Here is a 16,621-nt window from a genome sequence, read left to right on the forward strand (position 1 = left end):
GTGCGGCCCCGCCACGCGGGCGGGGCAGGCTGGTCAGCGCTGGATTTCCCGGTCGCGGTCCAGTTCGTAAGGCAGGGTCAGCACCTGCAGGCGCGGGCCTTCCAGGCTGCCCAGGTGCAGGTTGTCGTCCTCTACCGCCTCGGCACTCAGCACGGCGAGCAATTCGCAGCCGGCACCGTTGCTGGCGGCCAGCACCACTTCACCGACCGACGAGCCGTGGGTGGGCGAGAAGATTTCCGCCCCCGGCGCCGGAACGGCGGCCTGGTCCAGCGCCAGGCGGTACTGACGGCGCTTGAGCTTGCCCAGGTACTGCATGCGCGCGACGATTTCCTGGCCGGTGTAGCAGCCCTTCTTGAAGCTGACGCCATCGACGGCTTGCAGGTTGATCATCTGGGGAATGAACAGCTCGCGGGTCGGCCCCATGACCTGACCGATGCCGGCGCGGACCTGGCCGAGCAGCCAGTCGTTGAGGCTGCCTTCGGGCAGGGCGGCGGCGAGGGCCTGGCGCACGGGCTCGGCGTTGTCCGCCGCTACCCACAGCTCTACGCGGCCGGCGGACACGGTGATCGCGATCAGCCCGGCCTGGCGCACGGTGCTGCCCGCGGCGCTGGGCAGGTCGATCCCCAGTGCTTGCAGTGCCGCTTCGCCCCCTTGCAGGCCGAAGCGTGCCCAGGCGCTGCTCTCATCGGTGAGCGTGGCCTTTGAAAACACGGCGTACTTTTTCAGGTCGGCCAATTGCGCCTCGAGCAGCTCGCTGGCCATGGCCAGCAGGTAGCCGTTGCCTTCGGGCAGGATACGGAAGCTCGACTGCATGCGCCCCTTGACCATGCAGCGGGCGCCGAGGCCGGCATGTTCCTGGCTGAGATAGTTGATGTTGCAGGTCAGCTGGCCTTGCAGGAACTTGCCTGCATCGGAGCCGCGGACGGCGAGGATGCCCTCGTGGGACAGGGGGCAGAAGAAAGCGGAATCGGCCATGGGTCATCGCGGTGGCTAAAGACTGGCGGCCATCATAGAACGCCGGTAACAAAATAGGTAGGTGAGTAGACCAACGCCCGGTGCCGCTGCGCTCGCCTGGCTGTATACTGGCGGGCCATTCGAGGAGGGCCCCATGGTCGAACAAACTGAACTCAACCGGCTGTTCTGGCACAGCCGCCGCGGCATGCTGGAACTGGACGTGCTGCTGGTGCCTTTCACCCAGGAAGTCTACCCCACCCTCAACGAGGCCGACCGCGAACTGTACGTGCGCCTGTTGAGCTGCGAGGATCAGGACATGTTCGGCTGGTTCATGGAGCGCACCGAGTCTGAAGACCCGGAGCTGCAGCGCATGGTTCGCATCATTCTGGACCGTGTCCAGCCCAAGTGAGTGTTATGAGTGCCGCTGGCAGGGCTCGCGCCGGCTGCTGGCGGCCTACCTGGCATGCCAGGGGGTAGCCTGGCTCGCCGCGTGGGCAAGCGCGCTGCCAGCCTGGCTGGCGTTTACCCTCATCATTGCCTGCCTTGCCCACGCTGCCTGGGCGCTTCCCCGCCGTATTCTGTTGACCCATGAACAGGCCGTTACCGGCTTGCGCCATGATGTGCGCGGCTGGCAGGTGTACACCCGTGGTGGTGGCTGGCAGCCGGTGCGGCTGTGCCGGGACAGCATGGCCCTGCCTGGGTTGGTGGTGGTGCGCTTTGAGCGCGCCGGGCGCTGGTTGGGGCAAAGCCAGTGTGTACCGCCGGATGCCCTGGGCGCGGATGAGCATCGGCGGTTGCGGGTGCGGTTGAAATTCAGCCGGCGGCGCTGGGGCGCTGCAGCGCTCAGGTCGGGCTGAGTACCGTGTCCTTTGCTTCGTCCAGCATGCCCGGGTAGTCCAGGGTGTAATGCAAGCCGCGGCTCTCCTTGCGCTGCATCGCCGACAGGATCATCAGCTCGGCCACCTGTGCCAGGTTGCGCAGTTCGATCAGGTCGCGGCTGACCTTGTAGTTACTGTAGAACTCGTCGATTTCATCCAGCAGCAACCGAATGCGGTGCTGCGCCCGCTGCAGGCGCTTGCTGGTGCGCACGATACCCACGTAGTCCCACATGAACCGCCGCAACTCGTCCCAGTTGTGCGCGATGATCACGTCCTCGTCCGAATCGGTCACCTGGCTGGCGTCCCAACCCGGCAGAGCCCTTGGCATGCTCACCTGCTGCAGGTTGGCCTCGATGTCGGCAGCCGCGGCGCGGCCATACACAAAGCACTCCAGCAGTGAGTTGCTGGCCATGCGGTTGGCGCCATGCAGGCCCGTGAAACTGGTTTCGCCAATCGCGTACAAACCCGGCACATCGGTGTGGCCGCGGTCGTCGACCATTACCCCGCCGCAGGTGTAGTGCGCGGCAGGCACCACCGGAATCGGCTGGCGGGTGATGTCGATGCCAAACGCCAGGCACCGCTCGTACACGGTGGGGAAGTGGCCCTTGATGAATTCGGCTGGCTTGTGGGTGATGTCCAGGTACACGCAGTCCACACCCAGGCGCTTCATTTCGTGGTCGATGGCGCGGGCGACGATATCGCGGGGCGCCAGTTCCTCGCGCGGGTCGAAACGTGGCATGAAACGCTCGCCATTGGGCAGGCGCAGCAGGGCGCCCTCGCCACGCAGGGCCTCGGTGATCAGAAAGCTCTTGGCCTGCGGGTGATACAGGCAGGTCGGGTGGAACTGGTTGAACTCCAGGTTCGCCACCCGGCAACCGGCCCGCCAGGCCATGGCAATGCCGTCGCCACACGCGCCGTCGGGGTTGCTGGTGTAGAGGTAGACCTTGGCCGCGCCGCCAGTGGCCAGCACGGTGAAGCGTGCCCCGAAGGTGTCGACCTCGCCACTGTTGCGGTTGAGCACATAGGCGCCCAGGCAGCGCTCGCCGGGCAGGCCCAGGCGCCGCTCGGTGATCAGGTCGACTGCCACGCGCTGTTCCAGCAGCTCGATATTCGGGCGCGAGCGGGCCTGCTTGAGCAGCGTGGTGAAAATGGCGGCACCGGTCGCATCGGCGGCGTGGATGATTCGCCGGTGGCTATGGCCGCCCTCACGGGTAAGGTGGAACTCGAAGCCGCCATCGTCGACGCTGTACTGCTCGTCGCGGGTAAACGGTACGCCTTGCTCGATCAGCCACTGTATGGCTTCGCGGCTGTGTTCGACCGTGAAGCGTACGGCGTCTTCATGGCACAGGCCGCCGCCGGCATTGAGGGTATCCTCCACATGCGACTGCACTGTGTCGGTATTGTCCAGCACCGCAGCGACACCGCCCTGGGCCCAGAAGGTAGAGCCATTGGCCAGGTCGCCCTTGCTCAGCACGGCGATGCGCAGGTGGCTGGGGAGGTTGAGTGCCAGGCTGAGACCGGCGGCACCGCTGCCGATCACCAGGACATCATGTTGGAATTGTTGGCTCATGTCGGGACACTAGTAATCTTTGGAGGGGGCGCGGCACAATAGCCACGCGCAGGTGGCATAGTGAAACTATTGTTCGCTCGACCGGGCTGCCTTTATAGCAGCCCCCGGTGGCCAATTTCCATGCCAGCTGCCAGCGTGGCCAACCTTTGTGGGAACTTTCCGACATGGCCGGAAATCCTATGAAGGTTGCCCGCACGCCACAAATTGCCGCGGCGACGCAGGGCGGCAGGCCTGTCCCGGCTGTCCCTGCGTACACGTAACCTGATTATCGACGAAGCCGGCGATGACCGTGCCTCGTCTTCCGTGCAAGCCGACCAAGGGCTGCAGGAAACTTGCTTGGAGGGGAGAACTTTTGCGAAAAGCCCGAGTCTATGGTTGCAAGCCTGAGCGATGGCTGTTGCAACGCTCCTTCGAGTTCACTGAGGAGTGTTCATGCTAACCCAGGAAGAGGATCAGCAACTTGTCGAGCGCGTGCAGCGCGGCGACAGGCGAGCGTTCGATCTGTTGGTGCTGAAGTATCAGCACAAGATTCTCGGGTTGATCGTGCGGTTCGTTCACGATACCCACGAGGCCCAGGATGTTGCGCAGGAAGCCTTTATCAAGGCCTACCGTGCACTTGGCAATTTCCGCGGCGACAGTGCGTTTTACACGTGGCTGTACCGCATCGCCATCAACACGGCGAAGAACTACCTGGTGTCCCGTGGAAGACGGCCGCCAGACAGCGATGTCAGCTCCGAGGATGCGGAGTTTTACGACGGCGATCATGGCCTCAAGGATCTTGAGTCTCCAGAGCGCTCGTTGTTGCGGGATGAGATCGAAGGCACCGTCCATCGCACCATCCAGCAACTGCCCGAAGACCTGCGCACGGCGCTTACCCTGCGTGAGTTCGATGGCCTGAGTTACGAAGACATTGCCAGTGTCATGCAATGTCCGGTGGGTACCGTGCGCTCTCGAATCTTCCGCGCTCGGGAGGCCATAGACAAAGCCCTGCAACCGTTGTTGCAGGAAACCTGAGACAGCGGCGACAGCCAAGAGAGGAACCGCCATGAGTCGTGAAGCTTTGCAGGAATCGCTGTCCGCGGTAATGGATAACGAAGCGGACGAACTGGAATTGCGTCGGGTGTTGAACGCCGTCGACGAAGCCGAAACCCGTGCCACCTGGTCCCGTTACCAGGTAGCCCGCGCAGCCATGCACAAGGAGTTGCTGCTGCCCAACCTGGATATCGCCTCGGCGGTGTCTGCGGCGCTGGCCGATGAAGCCGTGCCGGCCAAGGTCAACAAGGGCCCGTGGCGCAGCATCGGCCGCCTGGCTGTGGCTGCTTCGGTCACCGTGGCCGTGCTGGCGGGTGTGCGCATGTACAACCAGGACGAGATCACCGGTGCCGAGCTGGCTGCCCAGCAGCCGGTCCAGCAGGGCGTGAGCGTGCCACAAGCGCAGGGCCCTGCAGTATTGGCAGGTTACACCGAGAGCAGCGAGCAACCGACTGGGCCAATGGCCAACGGTGTGCTGCAGAACCAGGCCGGCTGGGACCAGCGTCTGCCAGGTTACCTGCGCCAGCATGCTCAGGAGTCTGCGCTCAAGGGTACTGAAACTGCACTGCCGTATGCCCGCGCTGCCAGCCTGGAAAACCGTTAAGTAAGGAGGCTCATGCGCGCGCTACCTCTCCTGACGCTGCTGGTTGGCAGCTGCATGACGGTGCCAGCGTTGGCAGCCAATTCTTCGCCCGAGGCGAGTGAATGGCTGAACAAGCTGGCACAGGCCGAGCAAAAACAGAGCTACCAAGGCGCTTTCGTCTACGAACGCAACGGTAGTTTTTCTTCCCACGATATCTGGCACAGGGTAGAGGGCGGCAAGGTCAGCGAGCGGCTATTGCAGCTCGACGGCGCTGCCGAGGAAATCGTGCGCGTGGATGGCAAGGTGGCGTGTGTCAGCGGCGCCTTGGCCAGCGGGGTTACCAGCCCTCCAGATACTGCACCGCGTGTGCTTGATCCCCTGAAGCTCATGGGTTGGTACGACCTGAGCGTGGCGGGCAAGTCTCGCGTGGCCGGGCGTGACGCGGTGATTGTGACGCTCACGCCGCGCGACCAGCACCGCTATGCCTTCGAATTGCACCTGGACCGCAAGACCGGCCTGCCGCTGCGCTCCTTGATGCTCAACGACAAGGGGCAGTTGCTGGAACGCTTCCAGATGACCCGTCTCGATACCGATGACCTGCCCAGCGACAGTGACCTGCAGCCAAGCGCCGCCTGCAAGCCTGTGCAGCATGTGGCCTCGGTCAGCAATGACAACATCGCCGCCTGGCGTTCGGACTGGTTGCCGCCGGGCTTCGAACTGGTCAGCAGCACCGTGCACCGCGACCCCAAGCTTGGCAGCTCGGTCAGTAGCCTGATGTACGACGATGGCCTGGCGCGCTTCTCGGTGTTTCTCGAGCCGGTCAAGGATGACGGCGGTAACGATGTGCGCACCCAGCTTGGGCCGACGTCGGCGGTTTCGCGTCGTCTGAATACGCCCAAGGGCAAGGTCATGGTGACGGTCGTCGGTGAAATCCCCCTGGGTACGGCAGAGCGTGTTGCCCTGTCCATGCGACCTCAGGATGCCCAGGCACGCCAGTAATGGCGCCCGTTTGCGGGCCGTGCCAAAGGCAGCCGGGCATGGGCCTGAAATGAAATTAAAGCATTGTCATTTGCAATCCTGCGGCAAATTTTCTATAGGTCAGGCTTTCAGGAGCCTGGCCTTTCCTGTTTTGTGCAGGGGCCTTTCTAACTACCGCTCGTTGTGACGGGAGCCGTATGTCAATACCACGCTTGAAATCCTACCTAATGATGGTCGCCACCGTGCTGATGCTCGGCCAGGCGCTCACCGCCCAGGCCGACGAAGCCCTGCCGGACTTCACCACGCTGGTCGAGCAGGCCTCGCCCGCGGTGGTCAACATCAGCACCAAGCAGAAGCTGCCGGACCGCCGCGTCGCCCAGGGCCAGATGCCGGACCTGGAAGGCCTGCCGCCGATGTTCCGCGAATTCTTCGAGCGCAACATGCCGCAACAGCCGCGCTCGCCCCGTGGCGATCGCCAGCGTGAGGCCATGTCGCTGGGCTCTGGCTTCATCATTTCCAGCGATGGCTATGTGTTGACCAACAACCATGTGGTCGCCGATGCCGACGAGATCATCGTCCGCCTGTCGGACCGCAGTGAGCTGCAGGCCAAGCTGATCGGCACCGATCCCCGTACCGACGTGGCCTTGCTCAAGGTTGATGGCAAGAACCTGCCCACCGTGAAACTGGGTGACTCCGAGAAGCTCAAGGTGGGCGAGTGGGTATTGGCCATCGGTTCGCCGTTCGGCTTCGACCATTCGGTGACCAAGGGCATCGTCAGCGCCAAGGGCCGCACCCTGCCCAACGATACCTATGTGCCGTTCATCCAGACCGACGTGGCCATCAACCCGGGTAACTCCGGTGGTCCGCTGTTCAACATGAAGGGCGAAGTGGTGGGTATCAACTCGCAGATCTTCACCCGTTCGGGCGGCTTCATGGGCCTGTCGTTCGCCATCCCGATCGATGTGGCGCTCGACGTTTCCAACCAGTTGAAGAAAGACGGCAAAGTCAGCCGCGGCTGGCTGGGCGTGGTGATTCAGGAGGTCAACAAGGACCTGGCCGAATCCTTCGGCCTCGACAAGCCGGCCGGCGCCCTGGTAGCCCAGGTGCTGGAAAACGGCCCGGCCGCCAAGGGTGGCTTGCAGGTGGGTGACGTGATCCTGAGCATGAACGGCCAGCCGATCGTCATGTCGGCCGACCTGCCGCACCTGGTCGGCAGCCTCAAGGATGGCGAAAAAGCCAAGCTGGAAATCATCCGCAACGGCAAGCGCCAGACCCTGGACGTGGCCGTGGGCGCCATGCCGGACGACGACGCCGACATCACCGCCGGTGCCGACGGCAGCACCGAGCGCAGCAGCAACCGCCTGGGTGTCGCGGTCGCCGACCTGACCGCCGAGCAGAAAAAATCCCTCGAGCTCAAGGGCGGCGTGGTGATCAAGGAAGTCCAGGATGGCCCGGCAGCGCTCATCGGCCTGCGCCCGGGTGACGTCATCAGCCACCTGAACAACCAGGCCATCGGCTCGGCCAAGGAATTCACCGAAATCGCCAAGGAACTGCCGAAGAACCGCTCGGTGTCGATGCGCGTGCTGCGTCAGGGCCGTGCCAGCTTCATCACCTTCAAGCTCGCTGAATAAGCGGCCAGGTGGGGCGAAAAGGGCAGCTTCGGCTGCCCTTTTTCATGAATATTCACAATTGACTGACGGGTAGTTGTGTACAGTCGGGCAGAGGAATCTCCCATCTGCGAACAGCTTAAGGTACAATGCCCGGCTATTTTTCGGCGGGCGTCCGGCTCGCAGCCTTTTCGAGTGTTGACCCGTGAGTGATTTGAGTCATATCCGCAATTTCTCCATCATCGCCCACATCGACCATGGCAAGTCGACGCTGGCCGACCGTTTCATCCAGATGTGCGGTGGCCTGACGGCTCGCGAAATGGAAGCCCAGGTACTGGACTCCATGGACCTGGAGCGCGAACGCGGTATTACCATCAAGGCCCACAGCGTCACGCTGCACTACAAGGCGCAGGACGGCAAGATCTACCAGCTGAACTTCATCGACACCCCCGGCCACGTCGACTTCACCTACGAAGTCTCGCGCTCGCTGGCAGCCTGTGAAGGCGCACTGCTGGTGGTCGACGCCGGCCAGGGTGTAGAGGCCCAGTCGGTAGCCAACTGCTACACCGCCATCGAGCAGGGCCTGGAGGTCATGCCGGTCCTCAACAAGATGGACCTGCCCCAGGCCGACCCGGACCGCGTCAAGGACGAAATCGAGAAAATCATCGGTATCGACGCCACTGACGCCGTGGCCTGCAGTGCCAAGAGCGGCATGGGCGTGGACGAGGTGCTCGAGCGCCTGGTGCACTCGATCCCGGCACCCGAGGGCGAAATCGATGCGCCGCTGCAAGCGCTGATCATCGATTCCTGGTTCGACAACTACCTGGGTGTGGTCTCGCTGGTGCGCGTGCGCCAGGGGCGCGTCAAGAAGGGCGACAAGATCCTGGTCAAGTCCACCGGCAAGGTGCACCTGGTCGACAGCGTGGGGGTGTTCACCCCGAAACACACCCAGACCGCCGACCTGAAAGCCGGTGAAGTGGGCTTCATCATCGCCAGCATCAAGGACATTCACGGTGCCCCGGTAGGCGACACCCTGACCTTGTCCTCGACCCCCGAGGTCGAAGTGCTGCCAGGCTTCAAGAAAATCCAGCCGCAGGTCTACGCAGGCCTGTTCCCGGTCAGCTCCGACGACTTCGAAGACTTCCGCGACGCCCTGCAGAAGCTCACCCTGAACGATTCGTCGCTGCAGTACATGCCGGAAAGCTCCGATGCACTGGGCTTCGGTTTCCGTTGCGGCTTCCTCGGCATGCTGCACATGGAGATCATCCAGGAGCGCCTGGAGCGCGAGTACGACCTGGACCTGATCACCACCGCACCCAGCGTGATCTACGAGCTGGAGTTGAAAACCGGCGAAACTATTGTCGTCGACAACCCGTCCAAGCTCCCGGATGTTTCAGCCGTGGCCGACTTCCGCGAGCCGATCGTGACCGCGACCATTCTGGTGCCGCAGGAGCACCTGGGTAACGTGATCACCTTGTGCATCGAGAAGCGTGGCGTGCAGCGCGACATGCAGTTCCTCGGCAGCCAGGTGCAGGTGCGCTATGACATGCCGATGAACGAAGTGGTGCTGGACTTCTTCGACCGCCTCAAATCCACCAGCCGCGGCTATGCTTCGCTGGATTACCATTTTGATCGCTACCAGTCGGCCAACCTGGTCAAGCTGGACGTGCTGATCAACGGCGACAAGGTCGATGCCCTGGCATTGATCGTGCACCGCGACAACGCGGCCTACAAAGGCCGTGCGTTGACCGAGAAGATGAAGGAACTGATCCCTCGGCAGATGTTCGACGTGGCGATCCAGGCAGCCATTGGCGGCCAGATCATTGCCCGGACAACCGTCAAGGCGCTCAGAAAGAACGTACTGGCCAAGTGCTACGGTGGTGACGTCAGCCGTAAGAAGAAACTGCTGGAGAAGCAGAAGGCCGGTAAGAAACGCATGAAACAGGTGGGCAACGTGGAAATTCCACAGGAAGCCTTCCTCGCCGTGCTCAGGTTGGATAGCTAGGTCCTATGTCGCTAAATTTCCCGCTGTTGCTGGTCATTGCCGTATTCGTCTGCGGTTTGCTGGGCTTGATCGACTTGCTGTTCCTGGCCCCGCGCCGGCGTGCGGCAATTGCCAACTATCAGGGCAGCGTAAGCCAGCCTGAAATGGCGGTGGTCGAGCGCCTGAACAAGGAACCGTTGCTGGTCGAGTACGGCAAGTCGTTCTTCCCGGTGCTGTTCATCGTACTGGTACTGCGCTCGTTCCTGGTCGAGCCGTTCCAGATCCCTTCGGGGTCGATGAAACCCACTCTGGAAGTGGGCGATTTCATCCTGGTGAACAAGTTCTCCTATGGCATTCGCCTGCCGGTGATCGACAAGAAGGTCATCGAGGTGGGTGACCCGCAGCGCGGCGACGTCATGGTGTTCCGTTACCCGAGCGACCCGAACGTCAACTACATCAAGCGTGTGGTCGGCCTGCCAGGCGACGTGGTGCGTTACACCAACGACAAGCGCCTGTTCGTCAACGGGCAGCCGGTTGCCGAACAGCTGGTAGGTAGCGAGCCGGGCACCTTGGGCAGCGCCACGCTGTACAAGGAAAAGCTGGGCGAGACCGAACACCTGATCCGCAAGGAAATGAGCCGCTATCGCATGCCGCCGGACCAGCAATGGACCGTGCCGGCAGGCCACTACTTCATGATGGGCGACAACCGCGACAACTCCAACGACAGCCGCTTCTGGGATGACCCGAACATTCCCAAGGAGCTGCACGGCATGGTTCCGGACCGGAACATCGTCGGCAAGGCCTTCGCGGTATGGATGAGCTGGCCGGAACCCAAGCTCAGCCACCTGCCCAACCTGTCGCGGGTCGGTTTGATCCATTGATACCCATCGGCGCTGTCCAGCAGACAGCGCCGAATGCATTTCTGACATAGGCTGTGTTCTCAGGGATCGGGAGATTCGCCGCACATCGCGCGGCGGGCCACAGCCAAACAGTCTTTCAGGATGTTGATTTGAACAACGCGTTAAATAACCAACGGGTGGCCGCATGAGTGCTTCCCTTGCCCGTCTGGAGCGAAAGCTCGGCTACACCTTCAAGAACCAGGACCAGATGCTCCTGGCGCTGACCCATCGCAGTTACGCCGGGCGCAACAACGAGCGCCTGGAGTTCCTGGGTGACGCCATTCTCAACTTCGTCGCCGGTGAAGCGCTGTTCGAGCGTTTTCCGCAGGCCCGCGAAGGCCAGCTGTCGCGCCTGCGGGCGCGGCTGGTCAAGGGCGAAACCCTGGCCCGCCTGGCCCGTGGCTTCGACCTTGGTGAGTACCTGCGCCTGGGGTCCGGCGAGCTCAAGAGCGGTGGTTTTCGCCGCGAGTCGATCCTTGCCGATGCGCTGGAAGCACTGATTGGCGCCATTTACCTGGACGCCGACATGGAAACCGCCCGCGAGCGCGTGCTGGCCTGGCTGGCCAATGAGTTCGAGGGCCTGACCCTGGTCGACACCAACAAGGACCCGAAAACCCGGCTGCAAGAGTTCCTGCAGTCGCGCAGCTGCGAGCTGCCGCGTTACGAAGTGGTGGATATCCAGGGCGAGCCGCACTGCCGCACCTTCTTCGTCGAATGCGAAGTGGTGCTGCTGAACAACAAGAGCCGTGGCCAAGGCGTTAGCCGGCGTATTGCCGAGCAAGTTGCCGCTGCGTCTGCACTGATCGCCCTGGGCGTGGAGAATGGCAATGACTGATAGCAACCCGACCCGCTGCGGCTATGTAGCCATTGTCGGCCGCCCTAACGTGGGCAAGTCGACCCTGCTCAACCACATCCTCGGCCAGAAGCTGGCGATTACCTCGCGCAAGCCGCAGACCACCCGCCACAACATGCTCGGCATCAAGACCGAAGGTGATGTGCAGGCGATCTACGTCGATACCCCTGGCATGCACAAGGCCAACGACAAGGCCCTGAACCGCTACATGAACCGCAATGCTTCGGCGGCCCTGAAAGACGTCGACGTGGTGATCTTCGTGGTCGACCGTACCAAGTGGACCGACGAGGACCAACTGGTGCTGGAGCGCGTGCAGTACGTGACCGGGCCGCTGATCATCGCAGTCAACAAGACCGACCGCATGGAAGAGAAGGCCGAGCTGATTCCGCACCTGCAATGGCTGCAGGAGCAATTGCCGAACGCCGAGGTGATGCCGATTTCTGCGCAGCAGGGCCATAACCTCGAGGCGCTGGAAGCGCAGATCGCCAAGCACCTGCCGGAAAATGACCACTTCTTCCCGGAAGACCAGATCACCGACCGCAGCAGCCGTTTCCTGGCGGCCGAACTGGTGCGCGAGAAGATCATGCGCCAGCTGGGGGCCGAGTTGCCTTACCAGATCACCGTGGAGATCGAGGAATTCAAGCAGCAGGGGCACGTGCTGCACATCCACGCGCTGATCCTGGTTGAGCGCGATGGCCAGAAAAAGATCATCATTGGCGACAAGGGCGAGCGCATCAAGCGCATCGGCTCCGAGGCGCGCAAAGACATGGAAGTGCTGTTCGACTCCAAGGTCATGCTCAACCTGTGGGTCAAGGTGAAAGGTGGCTGGTCCGACGATGAGCGCGCATTGCGTTCACTGGGTTACGGCGACCTGTAAGCAATACTGTTGGGGCCGCGGTGCGGCCCATCGCTGGCAAGCCAGCTGCCACAGGTGCTGCACAAGCCCTGGGTGCGAAGCGGTCGGTGTGTGGCTTGCCGGCGATGGGCCGCACAGCCGCCCCACTGTGCGGTTTTCCTGGCTACAGGGAACGAGTGATCTCCCATGGAACAACCTGTCGGCCAGCCAGCCTATGTGCTGCACAGCCGCGCCTACAAGGAAACCAGTGCGCTGGTGGACTTTTTCACCCCGCAGGGCCGCATGCGCGCGGTACTGCGCCGTGCGCGCGGCAAGGGTGGCAGCCTGGTACGGCCGTTCGTGCCGCTGGAGCTCGAACTGCGCGGGCGTGGCGAGCTGAAGAATGTCGGTCGCATGGACAGCGCCGGCATCGCCGCCTGGTTGCATGGCGATGCACTGTTCAGCGGGCTGTACCTCAACGAGTTGCTGATGCGCCTGCTGCCTGCCGAGGCGCCATCCGTGGCCCTTTTCGAGCACTACACACTCACCCTGCAGGCCTTGGCCGAGGGGCGTCCGCTGGAGCCGCTGCTGCGTTCGTTCGAATGGCGGCTGCTCGATGAGCTTGGTTACGCGTTTTCCCTGAGCCAGGACGTCAACGACCACCCCATTGCCGCCGATGGCCTGTACCGCTTGCGCGTGGACGCAGGCCTGGAACGGGTCGAGCTGGCGCAACCTGGCTTGTTCCGCGGCACCGAGCTGCTGGCCCTGGCGCAAGCCGATTGGAGCGCGGACGGTGCCTTGCTCGCCGCCAAGCGCCTGATGCGCCAGGCCCTGGCCGTTCACCTGGGCGGCAAGCCACTGGTCAGCCGGGAACTGTTTCGCAAGCGCTGATCACGACGTATGCTGTGGGCCTCAATCTTCAGGAGAGCCTTTCGTGACTCACAGCAACCGCATGCTTCTTGGCGTCAACATCGACCACGTGGCAACCCTGCGCCAGGCCCGCGGCACGCGTTACCCTGACCCGGTCAAGGCTGCCCTGGATGCCGAGGAAGCAGGCGCCGACGGCATTACCGTGCACCTGCGCGAAGATCGCCGGCACATTCAGGAGCGCGACGTGGTGCTGCTCAAGGACGTGCTGCAGACGCGCATGAACTTCGAAATGGGCGTCACCGAAGAGATGATGGCCTTTGCCGAGAAGATTCGCCCGGCGCACATTTGCCTGGTGCCTGAAACCCGTCAGGAGCTGACCACCGAAGGTGGCCTGGACGTGGCGGGGCAGGAGGCACGGATCAAGGCGGCGGTCGAACGCCTGGCGCGCACTGGCGCCGAAGTGTCGCTGTTCATCGATGCTGACGAGCGGCAGATCGAGGCCTCACGCCGGGTCGGCGCTCCCGCCATCGAGCTGCACACCGGGCGCTATGCCGATGCGCAAACCCCGGGCGAGGTGGCCGATGAGCTGCGGCGCATTGTCGACGGTGTGGCGTTTGGCGTGGGTCAGGGGCTGATCGTCAATGCCGGCCATGGCCTGCATTACCACAACGTCGAGGCTGTGGCGGCGATCAAGGGTATCAATGAGCTGAACATTGGCCACGCATTGGTGGCGCATGCCCTGTTCGTGGGCTTCAAGGCTGCTGTGGCCGAGATGAAGGCCCTGATCGTCGCGGCTTCGCGCTGATCTGTCAGTTGCCTGTACCAGCCTATTCGCGGGTACAGGCGGCCGATCACTCGGCAGGAAACACCAGCGTGAAGCGGGTCGGCCCCAATGGGCTGCTGGTCACCTCAACCCGCCCCCCGTGCAGTTGCATGATCGATTTGACGATCGCCAGCCCCAAGCCGGTCCCGCCCTCCAACCGCGAGCGCCCCGAACCCACCCGGTAAAAGCGTTGGAACAGCTGTGGCTGCTCAGCCGCAGCGATGCCTGGGCCACGGTTCTGCACAGATAGCCGTATTTCGTTGCCTGTACGCTGGATATGCAAGTCGACCGGTTCACCCTCAGGGCTGTGCCGTATGGCATTGCTCAACAGGTTCGACAGCGCCCGTTGAACCATCAACCGGTCGCCCAACGCCGTGCCCCAACCCTGCACCCGCAGCGCTACGCCTTTGAGCTCGGCACTGAAGGCGAACAGCTCGATTACCCGGGCAGTCTCGTCGGCCAACGCCAAGGGCTTGAGCGCCACCTGGGTTTGCGGTTGGCTGACCTGGGCAAGAAACAGCATGTCATTGATGATGCGGTTGAGCCGGGTCAGCTCCTCGATACTGTCTTCCAGCACCTCCCGGTAGTTGGCGTTCTCCCGTTCGCGCGCCAGGGTCACCTGGGCCTTGCCCATCAGGTTGCTCAAGGGGGTACGCAGTTCGTGCGCCAAGTCGTCGGAGAACTGCGCGAGCTGGCTGACACCCTGGTCAAGGCGGTCGAGCATCACGTTGATGCTGCGCGCGAGTTCAGCCAGTTCCAGTGGCAGGCCGCTGGCGGGCAGGCGATGCTGCAGGTCCTGGGCCGAAACCTGGCCAGCGATGCGCCGAAAATGTCGCAGGGGCTTGAGGCCGCGCTGCATCAGCCACCAGGCCCCCGCGCCAATCAGCAGCAGCAGCAGCGGCAGCGCCAGCAGGGTTGAGTGCAGGTAGGCCTGCAACAGGGCGTTATCGTCGGCGCGGTTGAGCGACATCAGCACCTTGACTGGGGTGTTGTCACGCAGGCGCATCAACCGGCTGACGGTCAGGATCTGGTTGCCGCTGCTGTCGCGCCAGGCGTGAAAGGCCAGGCGTTCGTCGGTGGGCAGCTCAGCGACGCGCGAGTCCAGTGCCGGCCCCAGGCTGAGCAGGTGCGGGTGGCGGCTTTCCTGCGCCAGTACGCTGAGGCTGAGGTTGTCGTGGCCCATTACCAGGTCGAGCAGGGGGTGGGCCCTGGTGCCCAGGTCCTCGCTGCGCAGATCGACGCGCAGGTTGTGCTCGACCTGCAGCATCTTGCGCGCCAGGTCCTTGCGTGCGCGGCTGTCCAGCTCGTGATCCAGGGCGAACACGGCCAGGCAGGCCAGCAACAACACCAGCGCAGCGCCCATCAGCGTGACGCTAAGGCCCAGGCGCAAAGAGAGGCTGGTAGTCTTCAAAAACGCGCCTCCAGCACGTAACCGACACCGCGCAGGGTATGGATCAGTTTGGTGTCGAACGGGTCGTCGATCTTGGCGCGCAGGCGCCGGATCGAGACCTCCACCACATTGGTGTCGCAATCGAAATTCATGTCCCATACCAGTGAGATGATCTGCGTGCGCGACAGCACTTCACCGGTTTGGCGCATCAGCAGGTGGAGCAGGGCGAACTCCTTGGCGGTCAGGTCGATGCGTTGCCCGGCGCGATAGGCGCGGTGGCGGCCCGGGTCCAGCTCAAGGTCGGCGACCCGCAGGGTACTGGGTTGCAGTTGCTGGTCGTTGCGGCGTAGCAGGCTGCGAATGCGCGCCAGCAGTTCAGGGAATTCAAAGGGTTTGAGCAGGTAGTCATCGGCGCCCAGGTCCAGGCCCTTTACCCGGTCGGCCAGGCGGCCATGGGCGGTCAGCATCATGATGCGCGTGGCCGATTCGGCACGCAGGCGCTGAAGCACGGTCCAGCCATCGAGCTCGGGCAGGTTGACGTCGAGGATGACCAGGTCGTACGGGTGCTGGCGTGCCAGGTGCAGGCCGTCGGTGCCGGTATGGGCGCAGTCGACCACATAGCCGTTTTCGCGCAGCCCTTGCTGCAGGTAATCGGCGGTACGCAGCTCGTCCTCGATGATCAGTAGGCGCATGGGTTGGCTCGGTGTGGTGAAAAGGGGGCGATTCTCGACCCTGTAGTGACATCAGGGTCAAGGCGCAGGATGTTACGGCATGCGTTAGCGGCCGAGGCGTAGATAACGGATTTGTAATGCGGGTGTTATCTGGCTGTCCGTTGCGGCGCCGGCATGGCGATTGCGCCGGCACATTGCAGGACTGTAATCCGCGCCTCACCTTGCTGTTAGCCAGCCTCTGCGACCATGGCCTGACTGATCGGCTACCACGAGGCAACCCCGATGAACCTGACCAAATATCTACTGTTGGCCACCCTTGCCCTGGGCAGCGCCAGTGTCTACGCCGAGGGCGGTGCGGAGCGCTCCAGGCAGTTCTGGCAAGCGTTCCGCGAAGACCAGCAGCGCCTGCACGGCGACAAGCAGCAGGCCGTGGCCGAGCGCGAGCGCAAGGCGCAAGAGAAGGCCCGTGAGGTGGCCAAGGATTGAGTCGCAACAGCGGCGCCGGCACTGCTCCCCGGCGTCGCTGTCTTCAGGCGCCCGCATGGGTAATGCCTGTCAGTTAAGCGTTAATGGGGCTGCTTTGCAGCCCTTCGCGGGCACGCCCGCTCCCACAGGGTGCTGAACTCAAGAAATGCGCGATCCCCTGTGGGAGCGGGCGTGCCCGCGAAGGTCGCAAAGCGGCCCCGAATTACTT

17 protein-coding genes are annotated in these 16,621 nt (G+C 63.2%); 13 read left to right on the forward strand and 4 right to left on the reverse strand.

All coding sequences use genetic code 11. The features are described from left to right. Positions 1–33: 33 nt before the first annotated feature. Entirely contained in the window at positions 34–975 is a 942-nt protein-coding gene (gene ygfZ, locus GYA94_RS06820) for a CAF17-like 4Fe-4S cluster assembly/insertion protein YgfZ (protein ID WP_054911944.1), read from the reverse strand. Positions 976–1,108: 133 nt separating this feature from the next. Here ygfZ and GYA94_RS06825 point away from each other — a divergent pair, with 133 nt between their 5' ends. Next, positions 1,109–1,363, forward strand: coding sequence for an FAD assembly factor SdhE (locus GYA94_RS06825; protein ID WP_009684770.1), 255 nt, complete (start codon positions 1,109–1,111; stop codon positions 1,361–1,363). Then, positions 1,347–1,811, forward strand: coding sequence for a protein YgfX (locus tag GYA94_RS06830; RefSeq protein ID WP_161891997.1), 465 nt, complete (start codon positions 1,347–1,349; stop codon positions 1,809–1,811). The genes GYA94_RS06825 and GYA94_RS06830 overlap by 17 nt, the downstream gene beginning before the upstream one ends. Here GYA94_RS06830 and nadB read toward each other — a convergent pair. After that, positions 1,798–3,402 (reverse strand): L-aspartate oxidase, encoded by a 1,605-nt coding sequence (gene nadB, locus GYA94_RS06835; protein WP_161891998.1) that lies wholly within the window; start codon positions 3,400–3,402, stop codon positions 1,798–1,800. The genes GYA94_RS06830 and nadB overlap by 14 nt on opposite strands. A 432-nt stretch (positions 3,403–3,834) precedes the next feature. On the opposite strand from nadB, the gene rpoE reads away from it, so the two are divergent. The 10 genes from rpoE to pdxJ all read left to right on the forward strand — a co-directional run bounded on the left by rpoE (position 3,835) and on the right by pdxJ (position 13,848). After that, positions 3,835–4,416, forward strand: a complete 582-nt coding sequence (gene rpoE / locus GYA94_RS06840; RefSeq protein ID WP_003252049.1) for an RNA polymerase sigma factor RpoE/AlgU — start codon at positions 3,835–3,837, stop codon at positions 4,414–4,416. A 31-nt stretch (positions 4,417–4,447) separates the two neighbouring features. Then, positions 4,448–5,038, forward strand: coding sequence for a sigma-E factor negative regulatory protein (locus GYA94_RS06845; protein WP_029886111.1), 591 nt, complete (start codon positions 4,448–4,450; stop codon positions 5,036–5,038). Between the two features lie 12 nt (positions 5,039–5,050). After that, positions 5,051–6,016 (forward strand): MucB/RseB C-terminal domain-containing protein, encoded by a 966-nt coding sequence (locus tag GYA94_RS06850; protein ID WP_161891999.1) that lies wholly within the window; start codon positions 5,051–5,053, stop codon positions 6,014–6,016. Positions 6,017–6,192: 176 nt separating this feature from the next. After that, positions 6,193–7,626, forward strand: a complete 1,434-nt coding sequence (locus GYA94_RS06855) for a DegQ family serine endoprotease (RefSeq protein ID WP_029886109.1) — start codon at positions 6,193–6,195, stop codon at positions 7,624–7,626. Positions 7,627–7,807: 181 nt separating this feature from the next. Beyond that, complete coding sequence (lepA, locus tag GYA94_RS06860) at positions 7,808–9,607, forward strand: translation elongation factor 4 (protein ID WP_110675739.1); 1,800 nt, start codon at positions 7,808–7,810, stop codon at positions 9,605–9,607. A 5-nt stretch (positions 9,608–9,612) separates the two neighbouring features. Beyond that, the gene (gene lepB, locus GYA94_RS06865; RefSeq protein WP_009684762.1) at positions 9,613–10,467 is read left to right on the forward strand and encodes a signal peptidase I; all 855 of its coding nucleotides are present in this window, start codon (positions 9,613–9,615) and stop codon (positions 10,465–10,467) included. A gap of 163 nt (positions 10,468–10,630) precedes the next feature. Further along, on the forward strand, positions 10,631–11,320 hold the full coding sequence (gene rnc / locus GYA94_RS06870) for a ribonuclease III (protein WP_009684761.1): 690 nt from the start codon (positions 10,631–10,633) through the stop codon (positions 11,318–11,320). Beyond that, complete coding sequence (gene era, locus GYA94_RS06875; RefSeq protein ID WP_003252061.1) at positions 11,313–12,215, forward strand: GTPase Era; 903 nt, start codon at positions 11,313–11,315, stop codon at positions 12,213–12,215. The genes rnc and era overlap by 8 nt, the downstream gene beginning before the upstream one ends. A 165-nt stretch (positions 12,216–12,380) precedes the next feature. Further along, a complete protein-coding gene (gene recO / locus GYA94_RS06880) occupies positions 12,381–13,064 on the forward strand; it encodes a DNA repair protein RecO (protein WP_029886106.1) in 684 nt (227 codons plus the stop codon). 61 nt (positions 13,065–13,125) lie between these two features. Next, positions 13,126–13,848, forward strand: coding sequence for a pyridoxine 5'-phosphate synthase (gene pdxJ, locus GYA94_RS06885; protein ID WP_232108691.1), 723 nt, complete (start codon positions 13,126–13,128; stop codon positions 13,846–13,848). A gap of 46 nt (positions 13,849–13,894) precedes the next feature. Here the strand turns inward: pdxJ and GYA94_RS06890 are convergent, their stop codons facing one another. Both GYA94_RS06890 and GYA94_RS06895 read right to left on the reverse strand, forming a co-directional pair. Further along, on the reverse strand, positions 13,895–15,277 hold the full coding sequence (locus GYA94_RS06890; RefSeq protein WP_161892000.1) for a heavy metal sensor histidine kinase: 1,383 nt from the start codon (positions 15,275–15,277) through the stop codon (positions 13,895–13,897). Beyond that, a complete protein-coding gene (locus tag GYA94_RS06895) occupies positions 15,274–15,948 on the reverse strand; it encodes a heavy metal response regulator transcription factor (protein WP_009684757.1) in 675 nt (224 codons plus the stop codon). The genes GYA94_RS06890 and GYA94_RS06895 overlap by 4 nt, the downstream gene beginning before the upstream one ends. Positions 15,949–16,209: 261 nt before the next feature. Between GYA94_RS06895 and GYA94_RS06900 the strand changes: the two genes are divergently transcribed. After that, on the forward strand, positions 16,210–16,413 hold the full coding sequence (locus GYA94_RS06900; RefSeq protein ID WP_009684756.1) for a hypothetical protein: 204 nt from the start codon (positions 16,210–16,212) through the stop codon (positions 16,411–16,413). The last annotated feature ends 208 nt before the right edge of the window (positions 16,414–16,621 follow it).

The organism is Pseudomonas juntendi, from assembly GCF_009932375.1.
Classification (GTDB): Bacteria; Pseudomonadota; Gammaproteobacteria; order Pseudomonadales; family Pseudomonadaceae; genus Aquipseudomonas; species Aquipseudomonas juntendi.

Coding starts and splice junctions, on each gene's coding strand:
- ygfZ (WP_054911944.1), bottom strand. CDS start 975: ATGGCCGATTCCGCTTTCTTCTGCCCCCTGTCCCACGAGGGCATCCTC.
- GYA94_RS06845 (WP_029886111.1), top strand. CDS start 4,448: ATGAGTCGTGAAGCTTTGCAGGAATCGCTGTCCGCGGTAATGGATAAC.
- pdxJ (WP_232108691.1), top strand. CDS start 13,126: ATGCTTCTTGGCGTCAACATCGACCACGTGGCAACCCTGCGCCAGGCC.
- rpoE (WP_003252049.1), top strand. CDS start 3,835: ATGCTAACCCAGGAAGAGGATCAGCAACTTGTCGAGCGCGTGCAGCGC.
- nadB (WP_161891998.1), bottom strand. CDS start 3,402: ATGAGCCAACAATTCCAACATGATGTCCTGGTGATCGGCAGCGGTGCC.
- GYA94_RS06825 (WP_009684770.1), top strand. CDS start 1,109: ATGGTCGAACAAACTGAACTCAACCGGCTGTTCTGGCACAGCCGCCGC.
- recO (WP_029886106.1), top strand. CDS start 12,381: ATGGAACAACCTGTCGGCCAGCCAGCCTATGTGCTGCACAGCCGCGCC.
- GYA94_RS06900 (WP_009684756.1), top strand. CDS start 16,210: ATGAACCTGACCAAATATCTACTGTTGGCCACCCTTGCCCTGGGCAGC.
- era (WP_003252061.1), top strand. CDS start 11,313: ATGACTGATAGCAACCCGACCCGCTGCGGCTATGTAGCCATTGTCGGC.
- GYA94_RS06895 (WP_009684757.1), bottom strand. CDS start 15,948: ATGCGCCTACTGATCATCGAGGACGAGCTGCGTACCGCCGATTACCTG.
- GYA94_RS06850 (WP_161891999.1), top strand. CDS start 5,051: ATGCGCGCGCTACCTCTCCTGACGCTGCTGGTTGGCAGCTGCATGACG.
- GYA94_RS06855 (WP_029886109.1), top strand. CDS start 6,193: ATGTCAATACCACGCTTGAAATCCTACCTAATGATGGTCGCCACCGTG.
- rnc (WP_009684761.1), top strand. CDS start 10,631: ATGAGTGCTTCCCTTGCCCGTCTGGAGCGAAAGCTCGGCTACACCTTC.
- lepB (WP_009684762.1), top strand. CDS start 9,613: ATGTCGCTAAATTTCCCGCTGTTGCTGGTCATTGCCGTATTCGTCTGC.